Annotated in this window: 18 protein-coding genes; 14 read left to right on the forward strand and 4 right to left on the reverse strand. The window is 55.2% G+C overall.

The window, feature by feature from the left end; genetic code table 11:
* Positions 1 to 122: 122 nt before the first annotated feature.
* The 3 genes from ACWNRM_RS14720 to ACWNRM_RS14730 form a co-directional block, all read right to left on the reverse strand.
* Entirely contained in the window at positions 123 to 281 is a 159-nt protein-coding gene (locus tag ACWNRM_RS14720; protein WP_485171451.1) for an FAD-binding protein, read from the reverse strand.
* A gap of 157 nt (positions 282 to 438) precedes the next feature.
* Entirely contained in the window at positions 439 to 2,778 is a 2,340-nt protein-coding gene (locus ACWNRM_RS14725) for a TonB-dependent receptor (RefSeq protein WP_485172248.1), read from the reverse strand.
* 155 nt (positions 2,779 to 2,933) lie between these two features.
* Positions 2,934 to 3,827 carry a LysR family transcriptional regulator gene (locus ACWNRM_RS14730; protein ID WP_485171449.1) on the reverse strand — a complete coding sequence of 298 codons (894 nt, stop codon included), beginning with the start codon at positions 3,825 to 3,827 and terminating at the stop codon, positions 2,934 to 2,936.
* Between the two features lie 128 nt (positions 3,828 to 3,955).
* Between ACWNRM_RS14730 and ACWNRM_RS14735 the strand changes: the two genes are divergently transcribed.
* The 8 genes from ACWNRM_RS14735 to ACWNRM_RS14770 are packed head-to-tail and all read left to right on the forward strand — an operon-like array spanning position 3,956 to position 11,189.
* Positions 3,956 to 4,900, forward strand: a complete 945-nt coding sequence (locus tag ACWNRM_RS14735) for an N-carbamoyl-D-amino-acid hydrolase (RefSeq protein WP_485171448.1) — start codon at positions 3,956 to 3,958, stop codon at positions 4,898 to 4,900.
* A gap of 8 nt (positions 4,901 to 4,908) precedes the next feature.
* Positions 4,909 to 5,712 carry an ABC transporter substrate-binding protein gene (locus ACWNRM_RS14740; protein WP_485171447.1) on the forward strand — a complete coding sequence of 268 codons (804 nt, stop codon included), beginning with the start codon at positions 4,909 to 4,911 and terminating at the stop codon, positions 5,710 to 5,712.
* Entirely contained in the window at positions 5,709 to 6,563 is an 855-nt protein-coding gene (locus ACWNRM_RS14745; protein WP_485171446.1) for an amino acid ABC transporter permease, read from the forward strand. Before ACWNRM_RS14740 ends, ACWNRM_RS14745 begins: the two co-directional genes overlap by 4 nt.
* Positions 6,560 to 7,366 (forward strand): amino acid ABC transporter ATP-binding protein, encoded by an 807-nt coding sequence (locus ACWNRM_RS14750; RefSeq protein ID WP_485171445.1) that lies wholly within the window; start codon positions 6,560 to 6,562, stop codon positions 7,364 to 7,366. Before ACWNRM_RS14745 ends, ACWNRM_RS14750 begins: the two co-directional genes overlap by 4 nt.
* On the forward strand, positions 7,363 to 8,250 hold the full coding sequence (locus ACWNRM_RS14755; RefSeq protein WP_485171444.1) for a polysaccharide deacetylase family protein: 888 nt from the start codon (positions 7,363 to 7,365) through the stop codon (positions 8,248 to 8,250). Before ACWNRM_RS14750 ends, ACWNRM_RS14755 begins: the two co-directional genes overlap by 4 nt.
* On the forward strand, positions 8,175 to 9,704 hold the full coding sequence (locus ACWNRM_RS14760) for an amidohydrolase family protein (protein WP_485171443.1): 1,530 nt from the start codon (positions 8,175 to 8,177) through the stop codon (positions 9,702 to 9,704). Before ACWNRM_RS14755 ends, ACWNRM_RS14760 begins: the two co-directional genes overlap by 76 nt.
* Positions 9,701 to 10,537 carry an ABC transporter substrate-binding protein gene (locus ACWNRM_RS14765; RefSeq protein ID WP_485171442.1) on the forward strand — a complete coding sequence of 279 codons (837 nt, stop codon included), beginning with the start codon at positions 9,701 to 9,703 and terminating at the stop codon, positions 10,535 to 10,537. Before ACWNRM_RS14760 ends, ACWNRM_RS14765 begins: the two co-directional genes overlap by 4 nt.
* Positions 10,527 to 11,189, forward strand: coding sequence for an aspartate/glutamate racemase family protein (locus ACWNRM_RS14770; protein WP_485171441.1), 663 nt, complete (start codon positions 10,527 to 10,529; stop codon positions 11,187 to 11,189). Before ACWNRM_RS14765 ends, ACWNRM_RS14770 begins: the two co-directional genes overlap by 11 nt.
* Here the strand turns inward: ACWNRM_RS14770 and ACWNRM_RS14775 are convergent.
* Complete coding sequence (locus ACWNRM_RS14775) at positions 11,186 to 12,502, reverse strand: dihydroorotase (RefSeq protein WP_485171440.1); 1,317 nt, start codon at positions 12,500 to 12,502, stop codon at positions 11,186 to 11,188. The genes ACWNRM_RS14770 and ACWNRM_RS14775 overlap by 4 nt on opposite strands.
* A gap of 206 nt (positions 12,503 to 12,708) precedes the next feature.
* Between ACWNRM_RS14775 and ACWNRM_RS14780 the strand changes: the two genes are divergently transcribed.
* The 6 genes from ACWNRM_RS14780 to ACWNRM_RS14805 all read left to right on the forward strand — a co-directional run.
* Positions 12,709 to 13,578: a D-amino-acid transaminase gene (locus tag ACWNRM_RS14780; protein WP_485171439.1), complete on the forward strand. Its 870-nt coding sequence runs from the start codon at positions 12,709 to 12,711 to the stop codon at positions 13,576 to 13,578.
* 356 nt (positions 13,579 to 13,934) lie between these two features.
* Entirely contained in the window at positions 13,935 to 14,825 is an 891-nt protein-coding gene (locus ACWNRM_RS14785; RefSeq protein ID WP_485171438.1) for a delta(1)-pyrroline-2-carboxylate reductase family protein, read from the forward strand.
* A 166-nt stretch (positions 14,826 to 14,991) separates the two neighbouring features.
* Entirely contained in the window at positions 14,992 to 15,246 is a 255-nt protein-coding gene (locus ACWNRM_RS14790; protein ID WP_485171437.1) for a type II toxin-antitoxin system prevent-host-death family antitoxin, read from the forward strand.
* A gap of 154 nt (positions 15,247 to 15,400) precedes the next feature.
* Complete coding sequence (locus ACWNRM_RS14795; protein WP_485171436.1) at positions 15,401 to 15,823, forward strand: PIN domain-containing protein; 423 nt, start codon at positions 15,401 to 15,403, stop codon at positions 15,821 to 15,823.
* Between the two features lie 458 nt (positions 15,824 to 16,281).
* Positions 16,282 to 16,896 carry an ImuA family protein gene (locus ACWNRM_RS14800; protein WP_485171435.1) on the forward strand — a complete coding sequence of 205 codons (615 nt, stop codon included), beginning with the start codon at positions 16,282 to 16,284 and terminating at the stop codon, positions 16,894 to 16,896.
* On the forward strand, positions 16,811 to 17,290 hold a 480-nt coding region (locus tag ACWNRM_RS14805; protein ID WP_485172249.1), incomplete at its 3' end, for a Y-family DNA polymerase. The genes ACWNRM_RS14800 and ACWNRM_RS14805, both read left to right, overlap by 86 nt.

The raw sequence follows: 17,290 nt of genomic DNA on the forward strand, positions 1-17,290 counted from the left end.
GGGGAAAGCGGAAATAGAGCCACACCGCATGCGCGATCAGTTCACACGGAAAACGGTGCCGTTTGTAGCTCACACATGACGCTCTCATCGTCAGCGTCTAACACGCCGCACTTAACGTGACATCACCGGTTCATCCGTTCGAGCGTGAGCAGGATCGAACCAGGGGCATAAGTACCCCCATTGAATTCCTTATTCCCCGATACAGGCACGACAGGGATACGATAGCCATTTGCAAGATGCAGCGCGGACACGACTTCATCCCGAGATGCTGGCCTTACCACCGCAAGCGGGCACGCTATAAACGCGCCCGTCCAGTCCCGTCCCCAGTGACTGCCATTCGTGTCCGCAAGAACGAATTCTGCGCCGACGGCGGCTTGTAAACCTTCCAGAATCTATAGTTCGTGATCGTTAGGCGGCACTTGCATAGGAGATGCCCGTTCAGAATCCAGTGCTGACTGAGAACACCGCAGCAAAACCACCCCCAACATAGTATGTCGGGTTGCTTCCGGCTATTGTCGTTCCATAAATTCCCCGGGTCGATTTCGCTGCAGGGGTGACGCCGTAGGCACCTGAAAGGTATTTCTGATTACCAATATTGATCAGATTGAGCTGGATCTGCGGATGCTTGGCAAAGCCGATGGTCTTGTAGCGATATCCAAGGGTGATATTGCCGGTCTCATAGGAAGGCATTTTCTGGTCATTCATGAAAGTCGTGTACTGAGACCCCACATAGGTCAACGCGAAGTTGCCGAAATATGAGCCATCATCATATGAGAGCCCCACTGACCCGGTAAAGCTCGGGCTCTGCGTCGCGGTCTTACCTTTCGTGGGGAGCAGATCGCCACCAGTCGCAAAATTGTTGTCGATTGTCGCATGCAGATACTGAGCCGAAACGTAGGGGCTGAAATGATGCCACGACCGCAAGCTGACTTCGCCTTGTACACCGCGCGATGTTTGCCCCCCGGCATTGAGAGAGAACGTCTCGGGCGTACCATTCACCAGAGCGCTGGTCGAGACCTGACGGTTCGTAAAGTTATAGTTAAAAAACGCCGCCGAAATGTTCACGATACCATAGTGCCGGTATCCAAGTTCTTCTGAAATAGAATATTCAGGCTTAAGATTGGAGGCGTGCGTGCTGGACATCTTTCCTGTTGCAACACTATAAATATCGACATAGGAGTTGATTGAAGCAGGCTCTCGAAAAGCCGTGGTGCCGTTGAGGTATATCTGATCGTTCGGAGAAAGCCTGAAGCTTGCAGATACCTGCGGCAGCGGAACAGCATCATTTGCCGTGACAGAATAGGTGGTTCCCGGCACTGAACTTGTCGCGCTCCGGGATACCATCGCTTCCTTGAATCCCGCATTGAGTGTCAGGCGGTCACGAAAAAATTTCATGGTGTCACTGATAAAGAGCGCATTGATTTGCTGGATGATATGCCCGTCAAATGAGCGCAGGACAGCCCCGCTTTGGGTATAGACCGGGGTGTGACCGTAGGAATTGCCGACATTTCCTGCAAAGTCAGCCACAGCATAAGAAGTGGCTTCATTGTGGTCGAAATAGTCATACCAGTATCCGGCCTGTAACGTATTCCTGCCCTTTTTCCAGGTAAGATAGGCATTCTGCCCCGTTGAGAACTGGGTATAAGGGTCGACGTTTTCCGTCGTTGCTTTTCCATTCTGTGTATAAGGCATGTCAAGCTGGCCGGCAGACTGGTTGCCAAAGTACGAGCCATTATCACTCAGAACCGACGCACCATTGATGATACCATGCGTATACATGAAATATGGAGTAATCGAGAATTTGAGGTCGTGGGTAAGACTGAAATCGGAGGGAGCGGCCAGCATGACTGTCTGACGGCGATAGAAATGGAATTTCTGGTAAGACGTGTTTCCGAAAGTATAGTTCCCGGAATAATTATAGGAATCCTTGTTCTGATTCCATTGCGAAAGGGTGGGGTTCGTAAAGAGATCTGCCCTTACAAGATTCCATGAGATAAAAGGTGCGATTTTGTTCTCATCCCCCCATTCCTTCACGAACCGGCTATCGACATGATATCGGGACTGTTTGCCCGTACCACGCCAATTATCGTTACCGGAATGGGAGAAGGACGTATATCCCTTGATGCCGCTCGCGCCGAGATAGCCCGTGTCAAGACGCAGGAACTCCTTGTTCAGGGACTTTGTACCGCCAGCCGCATCCAGGAAGCCACCAAAGTGGTCGGATGGGCTACGTAATCCGGCGTTGATCTGCCCGCCAACAGAATTGTAGACCGGGGCACTGATATCAGGTGAACCTTGTGCCACGTCGACGAAACCCAAATTTTCGGTGTCGGCCCATTCAGATGTGAACGGACTGTAGTAAAGCCGATCTCCTACGGGCATTCCCTCAAACGTCGTCCCGATCTCGGTCTGGTTTAACCCGCGGATCGATACATTCATACGGTCAGACGTGCCCAGGGGGTCAGAGCCTGCCACGATCACGCCGGGCATTGCCTTGAGCAACGTCAAAGCGTTGGTTGTCGGTGACTGCTTCGCTATGAAATCCCGGGTGATCCCGCTGATACTCTTGGCGGCGTTCTGCCGCGGCATCAGTCCACCCCCTGGTGTCGTGTTTGTCACACCATTTGACGACCCGATGCCGCGATGCACCTGAATTTTTTCTTCCCGGTTCTGCAAGGGGCTTACCACGTCTTCGGCTTTGGCCGCAGCGTGGATACATGTCAGCGTGATACAGCTTGTACCAAGGAGCACGATACGACGAGAGATACGATGCGTCACGACAGGAATACTCCGGAGAAGTGGTTTGCTTTCTGCTGTCATCAGCATAGGCACACCCTGTCGTTCGTATCTCGTGCTATTATCGAAACGTTCTATCGGTTTTCGGAAATCTTCATCACTGAAACTTATACACGCATGGCAGTTTGTGCCGCTCGTCAGGGGGCCTGCGGAAGTTCCTCAACTGCCTCCCGAACGCGATCGAGGAAGAAACGGGCGAGGCGCGTCAGAGAGCGGTTTTCAGACCAGATGGCATAGGCGGCGACAGATACGGCGGGTAGAAATTGTCTCACCTCGACGCAAAACCGACCCGACAATGCCGTCAGAGGATCGACCACGGCGACGCCGGCGTTGGCTTCTACCAAGGCACAAGCTGTATTCCCGTAGCGTACTTCGGTGGAGAAATTGTACTCCTCCCCCTCCCCTTCAAACGCGCTGCGTGTTGCTTCTCCTAGCCGTGTTCCACGTTCAAGCGCGATGAAAGGGTAATCTTGTAAATCCGAGGGCGAGATGGTCGCTTTGTGACAAAGTGCGTGACCGCGCGGGAGAACGCACACCATCTCGCATCGATAGAGCAATTCAGCCTGCACTCCGGGGCGGCCACCAAAACCAAGCGCGAAGCCTAACTCTGCATTATGTCCCTCAATCCCGTTAAGCACCCCTTCATAGCGGCGCACATCGAAATAGGCGCGGACCTTGGGACGTAATTTCTGTGTTTTCTGTATGGCAGAGGTGATCACGCCATAACCAAGGGGAGGAGTAGCCACGAGCCTAAGATGGCCCGCGCGACTGTCACGCAAGTCGCGTATACGACGCTCAAGCTTGTCGTGAAGATCGAAAAGGGCTTCGGCGTCTTCCGCCAGGGTCAGAGCCTCGCGGGTCGGATAAATTCGATTGTTCACACGCTGGAACAATGCGAACCCGGCCTGATCCTCCATTGTCTTGATGGCATTGCTGATTGCAGGCTGCGAAAGGCCAAGAACACGAGCCGCGGCAACCGTCGTATTATGACGGATGATAGCGCGCAGAATTTCGATCTGTCTGAGGTTCATCTATAACCCGCATCAATAGGGTGGCGCTATAAATTATTATCACGATAATTGAATTGGTCGATGCAAAATGACAATGATTTTCTGGATCGGATCAAGACCAATGCCTTTTTTAACGAGATATCGCCCATATGACTCGTATTATCAGAATAGCTGCGGCCCAGATGGGGCCAACGCAGCGCGCCGACACCCGCGAAGCGACAATTATGCGGATGATCGACCTGCTCGAGACTGCAGCAGATCAGGGCGCGAAACTTGTTGTGTACCCGGAACTTGCACTGACGACCTTCTTCCCGCGCTGGCTGCTTGATGACTCCGAACTGTATAGCCAGTATGAGACCTCGCTTCCAAACCCGGAAACGCAATCTCTGTTTGATCGGGCGAAACAGCTTGGCATAGGATTTTACCTGGGTTACGCCGAACTGACCCCCAGAGGTGAACGATTCAATACCAGTGTCATTGTCGGACCTGATGGCGCCATACTCGGCAAGTACCGCAAGGTACACCTTCCTGGTTCTGTCGAACCGAGGCCGGGTGCCAGATTCCAGCAGCTCGAAAAACGCTATTTTGAATATGGTGACCTTGGCTTTCCAGTATTTCGCGCCGGACAGGAATGGTGTCAGGCAATCATGGGAATGCTCATCTGCAATGACCGACGTTGGCCCGAGGCATGGCGTTCTCTCGCGCTTCAGGGCATGGAACTGCTGTGCGTAGGCTATAATTCGGCTGCCTACGATCCCAACGGGGGCGATACGGAAAGTGCCGCGTTGCGCACTTTTCATGCCCAGCTTGTTGTTCAGGCCAATGCGTACATGAATGCCTGTTGGGCCGTCGCTGTCGCCAAGGCAGGCGATGAGGACGGCTCAGGACTAATCGGGGGAACATGTATCGTCAGTCCGGATGGGCTCATTGTTGGTCAGACACAGACGTTGGGTGACGAGATTGTCGTTGCCGATTGCGATATGGAGCAGTGTCGACAGGGCAAGACAAAAATGTTCAACTTTGAGGCCCATCGGCGTCCGCAGCATTACCATCGCATAACGAACCAGGTTGGCGCCGTCCCCCCCCTGGATTGAGGGATGCCATGTCGCCACGCCTGTGGAGAACGCTCGCTGTGTTTCTTGCCATGACCTGCAGTCCTCACGCCACGGCGAATGCATCGGATGTACTGCATATCGCGGTCAATCCCATCTATCCTCCAATGGAGTTTCGAGATCCTGTCACAGATGAGCTGACCGGCTTCGATATCGATCTTGGCGAAGCCCTGGCGGCGCAGATGCATATGAAGCCGCTCTGGGTCGAGACCTCGTTTGCGCAGATGATGCCATCTGTCGAAAGTGGCCGTACCGACGTCATCTTGAGCGGTTTTTCGGATCTGCCTAGCCGACATCAGATGTTGGATTTCGTTCCCTATCTGCTCTCTGGGGCGCAGGTTGTCATCCTGTCAGGCGACCCGATTGCACAGGCTGAAGATCTGTGCGGGCACAGGGTTGCGGCCAGTCGCTCAACGTCCTTTCCTATGGTGATACGTGCGTGGTCTTCTGCCCATTGTGAGCGGAAGGGCCGTCCATCCATGATCTTCTACCCCTCCGAAAGTGGCGCTGATGCACGCATTCAGCTGCTTCAGGGACGCGTTGCGGCGATGGTGCAAGGGCGTGAGACCGTCGGTTATTTTACGGCGATCACGAACAACGCCTTTCGCAGGCTTGGTGAGCCCCTGTCCTACATGACACTTGCGGTTGCCCTTGCCAAAAACCGGCCAGAGCTTCGCGGCGCTTTGCAAACCGCGTTTCGTCAGCTTAGGGGCGACGGCACCTATGAGCGCCTTTTGAAGAAATGGTCTCTTGAAGCGGATGCCCTTCATTCTCCAGATGGATTGGCGCCATGACCAAACAGGCTTCTCGACTTGGCCCGCAAGATGCGCCCCGTGCCCTTTCACTTCCTACTGGTCGGCGTATCGCGTGGGGTCATCTGGCCTCTGGCTGCGCTCTCATTCTTCTTCTCGCATGGATCATCCATGCCTTCGCTGTGGGGCAGATCGCTTGGACCTATGTGGCCCGCTTCCTGTTCGTTCCGTCCATCCTTCGCGGCTTCGGTGCCACCCTCATCATGGCGGTCTGTGCGATGGGAGTGGGAATGGCTGTGGGGCTTGTTCTGGCCCTAGGGCGCCTATCCATGGCGCGCCTGCCTCGTACCGTGTGTGCACTCTATATCTGGATATTCCGGGGTGTCCCGGTCATTCTTCAGTTGTTGCTCTGGTTCAACCTCGCGCTCATTTTTCCCCATATTGTTCTGCCAGGTATCGGTAGTTTCAGAACGGTTAACCTGATGACGCCGTTTCTGTCCGCCCTGCTCGGTCTTGGATTTAATCAAGCAGCATATATCGCCGAAATTTTTCGCGCCGGGTTTCAAAGTATTGATGAGGGGCAGTATGAGGCCGCCTCCGCAATAGGCATGACGCGGATAATGGCCATAAGACGGATCTGTTTGCCGCAGGCATTTCGTAATGTCATTCCGCCCCTTGGGAATGAGTTCATAAACATGATAAAACTGACATCATTGGCAAGCATTATCCAATATCCAGAAGTATTGCATAACGCAGAAACGATTTACTACGCGAACACACGCGTTATCGAACTTCTTATTGTATCAGGTTTCTGGTATCTGCTGGCAGTCACGATACTTACTCCCCTACAGACAGCTCTAGAACATCGTTTTGCGCGGGGGAGATACCAGTGACCGAACCGGCCATCTGGCTGCGCGACATTCACAAGTCGTTCGGCGACAATCACATCCTCAGGGGTATTTCTCTCGATATTCCCCCGGGACAGGTTGTCTGCATCCTGGGTGGATCAGGTTCGGGAAAGACGACCATGCTCCGATGCATCGCTCAGCTTGAGACGCCAGAGCGCGGATTGATCGTCATGCACGGCGAACTTCTCGGTCGGCAGGAACATCGCGGACGCCTCATACCACTGAAGCCGAAAGATATCGCCCGGCAACGCCGCCAGGCTGGAATGGTCTTTCAGCGCTTCAATCTTTTCCCTCACATGACAGCTCTCGAAAACGTCATGGAGGGACCTGTACGGGTCCAGAAACGGTCCATAAATGACGTGCTTACAGAGGCACGCTCCCTGCTCGCACGTGTGGGGATGGAGCATCGTGCCGACCATTATCCGGCACAGCTCTCTGGCGGCCAGCAGCAAAGGGTGGCTATCGCGAGGGCTCTGGCGCTCCGTCCGTCAGTCATGTTGTTCGATGAACCGACCAGTGCGCTCGATCCTGAGTCGGTTGGTGATGTCTTGTCAGTCATGAAGGCGGTCGCTGCCAGTGGCGTTACGATGATTGTTGTCACCCATGAACTGGCATTTGCCCGCGAGGTGGCTGATCGCATCCTCTTCATGGATAGCGGAACGATTCTCGAAGACGCCCCTACCCGGACATTTTTTGCCAGCCCGCGCGAAGCACGCACCAGGGCTTTTCTTGCCGCCGTGCTCGATCAAGCTACCCAATCAGTCAATCGTCAGGAGATCGCCTCGTGATACGTACTTATGACGACGTCCCCATACGTCCCTCGAATATGGCGGGGCCGGCACCCGAATTTCCCTGGCCTGACGACAAACGCGCCGCCATGATGCTTTCATTTGATATAGACGCTGAGAGTGCCATCACATCCAAAGACCCATCTCATGCCGACAAGCTCGTCTCCATGTCCTATGGTGGCTATGAGGCGCGTGTTGGCCTGCCCAAGGTTCTCGAGCTGCTCCGGGATCTGGAGCTAAAAGCGACCTTTTTCACCACGGGTTGGGCAGCTGATGCCTATCCTGGAATGATCGAGGCGGTGCTTCGGGACGGACACGAGGTTGGCCATCATGGGTACCATCATCTCCTGCCCGATCCAGGTTCACCCCATATAGAAAGTGAGCTTGCCAAAGGTTTTGACGCCCTTGCCCGCCACGGGATCAGGCCGGTCGGTTACCGCGCACCCTATGGCGAGAGTTGCGATGAGCTTCGCTCGGCTCTCAAGCGCGAGAACATTCTCTACTCAAGCAGCTGGCGCGACGATGTCCGTCCTTATCGGCAGGTTCTGCCGGATGGCAGTCCGGGCGTCGTCGAGATCCCTCCCACATCGAGCTACGATGACTGGATGCATGGGATGAGCACACGCTTTGGCGCACGCCCGATCTTTCCCAAGGAACACGTCCTATCGATGTGGAAGGACGAGCTGGACGAGACAAGAGACTGGAATGCTATGGTGGCCACGGTCCTCCACCCTCTTGTTAGCGGCAGGCCCATGCGTCTACGGTTGCTGCGTGAGTTTCTCTGTTATGCCATTGAATGTCAGGATGTGTGGATCGCGACAGGCGAGCAGGTCGCTCGCCATTTCGAAAAATTCGAGGCAATGGCCAGGAGTGCGCCATGCTGAAGGCCCCGCCGCTTCGCATCAGTAATCTGCGAACCACGCTTCTATGGAACGATGCGACTGGAGGGCACGCCTACGCGCATGATATTGACCTAATAATTGAGCGGGGGCGGATTGCTTATGCCGGACCTGCATCGGAATTACCCGAAGAATACGCAAGCCTCCCTGGTAATGTCGATGGCCGCAACTTCTTCGCGATGCCAGGACTGGTCAATCTTCACTCACACCCTGCAACCGAGCCCATGAGTCGCGGCCTGTTCGATGAGCTCGGTTCGCCCGGCCTGTTCCATTCCTCGCTTTATGAGTACATGCCTGTATTCCGATCGGATGCCAGCAGCAAACCTTTATGCGCCTGTGTTGCCTATAGTGAGATGCTTCTCTCCGGAGTGACGACAGTAGTGGATCTGTCTACCCCCTGGGACGGATGGCTGGACGCTGCCGAGGCCAGCGGCCTTCGCGTTATTCTTGGTCCAATGTTCCGTTCGGCGGCCTGGAAAACCGTGAATGGCCACACAGTGGAGTACATGTGGTCGGAGGACGGCGGCCAGCATGCCATGCTTGATGCACTCGACATTATTGACGCTGCGGCGCGCAACGCCTGCGGTCGCCTTTCCGGAATGGTGGTCCCGGCGCAGGTCGATACATGCTCGCCCGAAATTCTGAAGGCTTCGTTCGCAGCCGCAGCTGTGAGAAACGTTCCTTGGCAAATCCATGCGGCCCAGTCGATTGTTGAATTTCAAGAGATAACCCACAGGCACGGCATGACCCCGGTACAGTGGCTCGACAGCCTGAATGTGCTCGATGATCGAAGCATCATCGGTCATGGCATTTTTCTCGATGACCATCCTTCCACGCCATGGCATACGAAGCGTGATCTCGATATTCTGGTGCAACGCGGCGTATCCATCGCTCACTGTCCGACGGTTTTTGCCCGTCGCGGCTACGCTCTACGCAGTATGGGGCGTTATAAGCGCGCAGGACTTCGCCTTGGCATAGGTACCGACACTTACCCGCATACCATTCTTGATGAAATGAGGCTCGCCGCCTATCTTGGACGTGTGCAGGAGCAGACACCGGAAGCAGTGTCCACACAAGATATTTTTGACGCAGTCAGCCATGTGGGAGCGTCAATGCTCGGGCGCACCGACATTGGTCGTCTCACCACGGGAGGCTATGCGGATTTCGTCCTCGTAGATCTGACACACCCGATGATGAAGCCGTCCATCGATCCTCTCCGTTCATTAATATTCTCCTGCGATGACCGCGCTATTCACTCCGTATACGTGGCTGGCCGCAAGGTTGTTGAAAAAGGGTGCGTTCTGACAATGGACTACGCGGGCGCCTCTGCGCATCTCGTGGACGAACAGGCAAGGATTGCGGGTTCGGTTGCGGGGCGCGATCGTTTGGGCCGTTCAGTCGAGAATCTCGTCCCCCCTACCTATCCGACATACCAATGACAAGGGTTCTTCATGCCGCGCTGGCCTGTGCGGTGGCAGTGCTCGACGTAACTGATGCGGGGCTCAGGAGCGTTCACGCTGCGCCATTACGCATTGGAATGTATCCGAGTTACCCGCCACTGGATATGCGGGATACGGGAACTGACGAGCTCAAGGGATTCGACGTTGACCTCGGTGATACGCTGGCTCGCCGCATGGGGTATCGCCCCCAGATTGTCGAGACATCCTTTGCGCAGCTCATCCCTTCGCTCCTTACAGGCCGAATTCACATGTTTTTCAACGGTATGATGGATACGCCGACACGTCGTCAGACCATAGCTTTCGTCGATTACCTCCGATCCGGTCTTCAATTCATTACTCTACGTGAGGATGAGCAGGCCCCACGTTCACTGCCTGAACTTTGCGGCAAAATGGTTGCGGCCAGTCGTATCACGTCGGAACCTGCGCGTCTGATCGCGTGGAGCCAGAGAAACTGTACCGCCAAGGGATTGCCGGCAGTGCAGCTTTTTGCATCAGAAAACTCTGCGGATGCCCGTCTTCAGCTTCGCGAAGGTCGGGTGGTAGCAGTCTTGCAGGACAGTCTTACCGCTCCCTGGATACTCCAGACCAATGCGGGTGTTTTCAATCTGCTTGGTGGGCCATTCGATCTCACCCCGCTCGGGGTGGGTGTTTCGAAAGATGCTCCTGCTCTACTCTGTCAGACCGCCTCCGCGCTCAGTGCTCTGCATGCAGACGGAACCTATCTGGCTCTTATTCATAAATGGCATCTGCCTCCCAGCAGTGCCATTATATCTGTCACGCTTCCGGCGGGGTGCCCCGATCATGAAGACTGAGCGTATTCTGGTTATCAATCCCAATTCCTCGACACGAGTCACTGAAGCCATTGGCAACGCCCTCGAGCCTATGCGTCTGCGGGTGCCATTTCGTATCGACGTTATCAACATCCTTGAAGCGCCTCCGGGAATTACTCGTCAAAGCGACGCTGATATTGTTACCCCCCTTGTCCAGAACGTAATCGCCACGCATCAGGCTGCTGCCTATGCTGTTGCGTGCTTCAGCGATCCGGGCGTCGCCGGCGCACGAGAGGATGTCCAGACCAGGCCCGTGAGAGGGATTGGCGAAAGCGCTATCCTTCATGCAATGACCCGAGGAGACCTCTTTGGGATTATTGCGCTGTCTCATCTCTCGGTGCTTCGGCAACGTCGTCTGGTTCGCAATATTGCCGTGGCGGATCGCTATGTCGGGAGCGAGCCAATCGAGACAACCGCAGAGGGCGCAACCGATAGTGGACTGCTGGACAGGATGGCCGAAGCGGCTAAAAAACTGACCTCGAGGGGTGCTGATGTCATTATTCTGGGCTGCGCAGGTATGGCGCATTTCCAGTCAGAGCTTGAGCGGCGATGCAGCCGCCCCGTGATCGAACCCACAAGAGCGGCCGTAGCGCTCCTCATCGGGGACTTACTCCTGTCGCCAAGAGAAAACTAAGCGAACTGGACAGGTCGTCCGACGGCCTGTCCAATCACCTCGTCGTCGCACATGACAATTTGACCGTGAATGATTGTCATGGCGGGCCAGCCCTGACACGCATGTCCTGCAAAGGGTGTCCAGCCACACGGTGAGACAATCCAGCTTTCCTGGATCACGCGTTTCCGGCCAAGATCGACAATGGTAAAATCAGCATCATACCCAGGCGCGATATGACCTTTGCCTCTTGCATTGTATATACGTGCGGGGCCCGAGGACATCAGCTCGACCATACGCTCGAGTGACAAGCGCCCTACGCTGACATGATCAAGCATGATGGGCAGGAGGGTCTGTACTCCTGTCAGCCCCGCAGCCGTAAGTGGCCACGGGCGTTCCTTCGCCTCGCGGCTATGGGGCGCGTGGTCAGAGCCTATACAATCCACGTTTCCAGCGTTGACGGCCTGCCACGCGGCCTCGTAGTGGCGTTTGTCGCGGATAGGCGGGTTCATGATCGCGTACCCCCCGAGCCGGTCATATACGTCGGGTCCGATCTGGGTCAGATGGTTGACCAGTACCTCGACCGTACCCAAACCTCTGAATTGACGCATATAAGTGAGCTCTTCCGCCGTAGAGACATGAAGGATATGCGCACGCCGGCCCGTCCTGCGGGCAAGCGTCATGAGGCGCCTCGTGCCCAGAAAAGCGCATTCAGCATCACGCCAATCCATGTGGGTACGATAAGGCTGTCCGACTGTGAAAAGCCTGCGCCGCTCTTGAAGGCGGGCTTCATCTTCTGAGTGATAACAGACCGTTTTTTCCCCATTGCGCATGATCGCTTCGAGGTGTGCGTCATCATCGACCAGGTTTTCCTCTGGCGCAGAACCTGCGAATACCTTGATCGCACAGACATTCTGCTCGGCTTCCAGCCTGCGCAAGTTCGAAATGTTAGCTTTGGTTGCACCGACATACATGCCCACATTGCACCATGCCCCTCCCGAAATCAGCTTGCGCTTTCGATCGACCGCGTCAATCGACGTAACAGGGTCTTTGGTATTAGGCATGTCGAACACTGAGGTTATCCCGCCTAAGACCGCGCCACGTGTGCCGTCAGTGATCGTCTCAACCGCCATATCTCCCGGTTCTCGTAGATGCACGTGCGGATCAATGATGCCCGGGAGAACATGCAGACCCCGGCAGTCTACGGTTGTGGCTGCTGGAGTAGTACGAAGGTCACCCACGGCAACGATCTTGCCATCCTTGCAGCCTATGTCAGTCCGTTCCGACTTCGCGGCGAGAACCGTACCCCCTTTTAGGATTATATCGAAAGGTCCCATTATACGTCCCCATCTTCTGAAGAAGTTCCCGAATTTGCGAGAACCGTATCAGGACGCATGCTCGTCTGTCTTATCGCGATTCTTGCTCTGACTATAAGATGGACAAATAGGTCCACGGGAAATCGAATATGCTCTTTCTCCACGGCTGACTTATAGCGTTTCCGAGCCGGGCAACCATGCCATCTACTTCAGGCGACGGAGTTCACGTGAAGGCACAAGATAATCGTATCGCATACGTGCGCAGCGAATTCGTTTCTCTGGAGGACGCCACCATACCGCTTATGGATCGCGGCTTCCTGTTTGGTGATGGCGTCTATGAGGTAACCGCGGTCATTGAGGGTCGCCTAGTTGATGATGCGCGTCACCTCGCGCGTCTGGCACGGTCCCTGCACGAGATCGGTATTGTCAATCCACTATCTGCGCAGGAATGGACGCAGATCGAAACGCAGCTGATCCGCAAAAACCGCCTCCGTAATGGCCTACTCTATCTGCAGGTCAGCCGTGGTGTGGCAGAACGATCCTTTAAGTATTCCGACGGTCTGATACCGACAGTCGTTATCTTCCCGCAGTTCTCACCCGTCCAATATAGTCCGCTCATTCAAAATGGCGCCCGCATCATTACGCTACCTGATCTGCGCTGGGCGCGTTGCGATATAAAATCAACCTCCCTTCTGGCGCAGGTCATGGCAAAGCACGCTGCGTCCAAAGCTAATGCCGACGAGACATGGATGACGCGCGATGACTTCATTACGGAGGGGGCCTCCTCGACAGCTTATATTGTCAACCATCGGCAGGAGCTGATTACGCGCAGCCTTTCAAATGAGGTCCTGCCCGGGATTACACGGATGACAATTCTGGAAATCGCGCGAGATCTCGGTTTGACTATCGTCGAGCGACCATTCACGCGTCAGGAGGCCTTGGAAGCGTCTGAAGCATTTTACACAAGTGCCTCAACGATCGCGATTCCTGTTACACAGATCGACGATATACCCTTAAGGAGACCAGGCCCAGGCCCCGTATTCTCGAAGCTCTATGAGGCCTACATGCAGGCCGTCATGCACCTTCCTGAGATATAATTCTGAGCTTGGATTACAACAAGCCCTGCATGGAAACACCGTAACTCAATCAGGGCCAAGACATAATTCACAACGCTCTTTTCGTCTCTAGATACTCACTCGTCACGGAAGTGTTCCACCAACACATTACTCCCGAACACCAAGGACCTATGAGGCCCACAAGGAGCCAGCATCCCGCAAGCTGGCATTGAAAGATTGATTGAAAAAATCACTCTATAAATAATATAAAGTTTATTGATATATTTATATAATATATCGTGAAAATTTTCTCAATTCATAGACATAAAAAGCACAAAAAATTATACTATCAGTATTTATTACACAGTATTTTGGTTTTACCAGATCGAAGGACTAACATGCGTATCCTTTCCGCTGCCGAAACCCGACAAGCCCTTCCGTTCCCAGCCCTGATGGAACGGCTGAAATCGATCGTCATCGACTATCGGAACGGGACCGTGATCTGCCCAGAACGTTTAGTCGTCCCGACTGCCGCGCAAAAAGGAACAATCCTGTCGATGGTGGCATGCGGCCCCAGGATTATGGCTCACAAACTCTTGACAGTTTTCCCACATAATCAATCTACGCCTACCCTTCAGGGACTCATCACGTGCCTGAGTGCCGAGGATGGGCAAATCCTGTTCGTACTAGATGGTATTACAACGACCGAGCGACGGACTGCCGCAATGTCGATGCTCGGGCTCGCGTGTTTCAGACCTCCACGTCTTGATCGTGTGCTACTTATAGGTACAGGTGCGCAGGCCAGAGTTCATCTGGACGCGCTCAACGAACTCCATCCGGGTCTGACAGTGTCCGTGCGAGGGCGGACCGCACGACATGTCGAGACTCTGATTCGAGGTCCTTATCCTAACCTGCATCTGCAAAAAGAGGAGAAACGAGGGGAAGACTACGATCTCGTTCTGACAGTTACTAGTAGCCAGAATATTCTCTACGATAATACCGCTACAGCCGATACGCTCGTTATTGGCGTGGGCGCTTATCAACCTCACATGGTGGAGGTGGGACCCAGTATTGTCCAGGGGAGCGTATGTGTGGTTGATGACCCTGTCGGGGCACCTTTTGAAGCCGGGGATATCATACAGGCAGGCAAGGACTGGTCGTCAGTAAAGCCGCTTGCGCATTATCTCGCTGGGGCACCGCGGGAGGCAGCGCCGATCTTCTTCAAAAGCGTTGGTTGCGCTGCGTGGGACCTCGCCGCATGCGACGTGGTGAGCCGCTCTCTAGCCTAGAAGAAAGGGCCTTGGGTTGAATGCCGAGTGAGCAGATGATGGAAATCTGTATCTGACTCTGTAAGGAGGCCCCAGATCGGTACCCTTTTATGGCCGACAAGAAACAAACCTCGGACTTCTCTAACACTTTGTAGTAACGTTTATACAAAATGGAAGGAGGTGCCCTATGTCTATTACGACACTCTCCAGCAGAGAGTTCAACCAGGATACCAGTGGTGCGAAGAAAGCCTCGATCAAAGGTCCAGTCATCATCACCGATCGCGGCCTTCCAGCACATGTCCTGTTGAGCATCGAGAAGTATCGCAGATTGACGACACGCCCGAGGCGTATCGCAGAGGCTCTCGCTATGCCCGACGGTCCTGAGATCGAGTTCGAAGCACCCAGAGTCTCACTTGGTCTGCGCGCAGCGGATTTCGATTGATGTATGTGCTCGACACGAATGTCGTATCCGAACTTAGAGCCTGTTTGGAAAGTCCCCTGATGATGGCTCCTGGCAGCTGCACCGAGCAATTGACGGTCACGAAACAGCGGAAATCAGGGCATTTGCGCAAAAGCTAAATGGGCCACCCGACCATTTGTCGGGCTCAGACGCAGTTTCCAAACAGGCTCTTAGGAAAGTCCGCTCTGGAAAGTCGGATCCTCACGTAGCGCGCTGGGCGGATCAAGTCGATGCCGGAGAGCTCTACCTGTCCGCCATCTCGGTCATGGAGCTCGAGCTCGGCGTTCTTAGAATGGAGCACAGGGACTCAGCGCAGGGTGCCGTCCTTCGGGCCTGGCTGGACAAGCATGTTTTGCCCGAGTTCAACGATCGGGTGCTATCGGTTGACCTCGCCGTGGCTCTCAAATGTGCGCAGCTTCACACGCCTGATCCAGGTGCAGAGCGAGACACACTCATCGCAGCTACGGCCCTCGTCCACGGAATGACCGTTGTTACCCGCAATATCGCTGACTTCCGTTACTCCGGTGTCGCGCTTCTCAATCCCTGGGAGCCCGGCTGAGCGGTAACGCCGCAGCTGGGGCTGCAGGACAGGAAAAGAGCTGGGAAACCTGCCTGCATCGGTGCCATCATTACCTGATCGATACAGTGTATCAAGCCCGATATCCCGATCACAGCCTCCCTTCGACGCAGCCACTCATTCCCTTTTTTAAAAAACAGAAAAGAGAAAATCTCCTGTTCATGATCCTGTGGGGTTGTGGTGTGTCGGGTGCGCTGTGGGCAGGGTGAAAGCCTGTCCATAGGGCGCACGTGTCCGCCCTGGCGGCGCTACACAAATCCACGGGACAGATGCCCCGGCACCAGAATTCACTTGCTTTTATCCCGCTTGTTCTTCTTATGTTCCATCCCGAAAGGAGGAGCACATGGACAACACCACACTCGACACATTGCGCAAACGCATCCAACAGATCAAGCGACGCAACCATACAGACCACGCCCCTCTACGCCAGGAGACAGGCTATGACCCGATCGATCGTCATCTCAATGGCGGTCTGGCGGCAGGCGCGCAGCGATCGCCCTGTTTTCTGGCTTTCCACACGCCCCTCCCAGCTTTTCAGAGCAGGGCTGGATGCGCTGGGCATCGTACGGCAACGCCTTTTCTGCCTCGAGCTCGTGCCGGATCGTCTTCTGCCGGTCGCCGAGGATATCCTGCGTCACGCAGAGCCCATGATCCTGGTTGTCGAGACCGATCGTGCGCTCACCCTGACCGAAGCCCGCCGGCTCAACCTGTCCGCTGAAGCGACAGGGGCTACCGGATTCATCCTGCGCCAGGGCAAGTCAGGAGCAATAGCTGCTCAAGAAGCCTGTGCCTGCGCCACCAGATGGCAGATCACCGCCCAGCCGTCCCGCCCGCTGCCTCTGCCCGGTCTCGCGCTTCCTCTTCCCGGCCCGCGCCGTCTGTCGGCCGACCTCCTGAAGCTGCGTACGGGATTGCCCAAACGCTGGATCCTCGATTGTCACGACCATGAGCCGATTCCTCGCTCTCTGGATGCCCTTCTTCTCAACCGAGCAGCTACGCCGCGGAAACAGCGCGCTTTATCCGGCCTCGCGCAAGCTGGTGCTGCACGCCACTGAGGGTAACAGGCGTGTTGTGACGGCAGTTGATGCATCCGCCTGCCGCGCCGGGACAGGATCCGGTATGACGCTCGCCCGTGCAAGGGCACTCGATCCGGACCTACTCGTCATCGAGCATGACCGGGAACAGGACCGCGGAGCGCTCGCCCGCCTGACCGACTGGGGTTTATGGATGTCGCCGCTTGTGGCCGCCGACGCGCCGGATGGACTCTTCACCGATTCATCGGGCTGCACCCATCTGTTTGGGGGTGAAACCGCCTTTCTCGAGCGGCTTTGCGCCGATCTGCGCAATTTTAGATGGGGTGGATGGCTCCCGATCACGGCATCTATAGTGCCAAAGGTGAGGACGCCATCTTTGCGTACCTCTGATAGTGGAGCCATCCGAGATGACGAT

It is taken from the genome of Asaia sp. A2, assembly GCF_057319415.1.

Bases quoted from the DNA above. Each gene is read 5' to 3' on its own strand.
- ACWNRM_RS14730 (WP_485171449.1), bottom strand. From the start codon at position 3,827: ATGAACCTCAGACAGATCGAAATTCTGCGCGCTATCATCCGTCATAAT.
- ACWNRM_RS14735 (WP_485171448.1), top strand. From the start codon at position 3,956: ATGACTCGTATTATCAGAATAGCTGCGGCCCAGATGGGGCCAACGCAG.
- ACWNRM_RS14740 (WP_485171447.1), top strand. From the start codon at position 4,909: ATGTCGCCACGCCTGTGGAGAACGCTCGCTGTGTTTCTTGCCATGACC.
- ACWNRM_RS14745 (WP_485171446.1), top strand. From the start codon at position 5,709: ATGACCAAACAGGCTTCTCGACTTGGCCCGCAAGATGCGCCCCGTGCC.
- ACWNRM_RS14765 (WP_485171442.1), top strand. From the start codon at position 9,701: ATGACAAGGGTTCTTCATGCCGCGCTGGCCTGTGCGGTGGCAGTGCTC.
- ACWNRM_RS14770 (WP_485171441.1), top strand. From the start codon at position 10,527: ATGAAGACTGAGCGTATTCTGGTTATCAATCCCAATTCCTCGACACGA.
- ACWNRM_RS14775 (WP_485171440.1), bottom strand. From the start codon at position 12,502: ATGGGACCTTTCGATATAATCCTAAAAGGGGGTACGGTTCTCGCCGCG.
- ACWNRM_RS14785 (WP_485171438.1), top strand. From the start codon at position 13,935: ATGCGTATCCTTTCCGCTGCCGAAACCCGACAAGCCCTTCCGTTCCCA.
- ACWNRM_RS14790 (WP_485171437.1), top strand. From the start codon at position 14,992: ATGTCTATTACGACACTCTCCAGCAGAGAGTTCAACCAGGATACCAGT.
- ACWNRM_RS14800 (WP_485171435.1), top strand. From the start codon at position 16,282: ATGACCCGATCGATCGTCATCTCAATGGCGGTCTGGCGGCAGGCGCGC.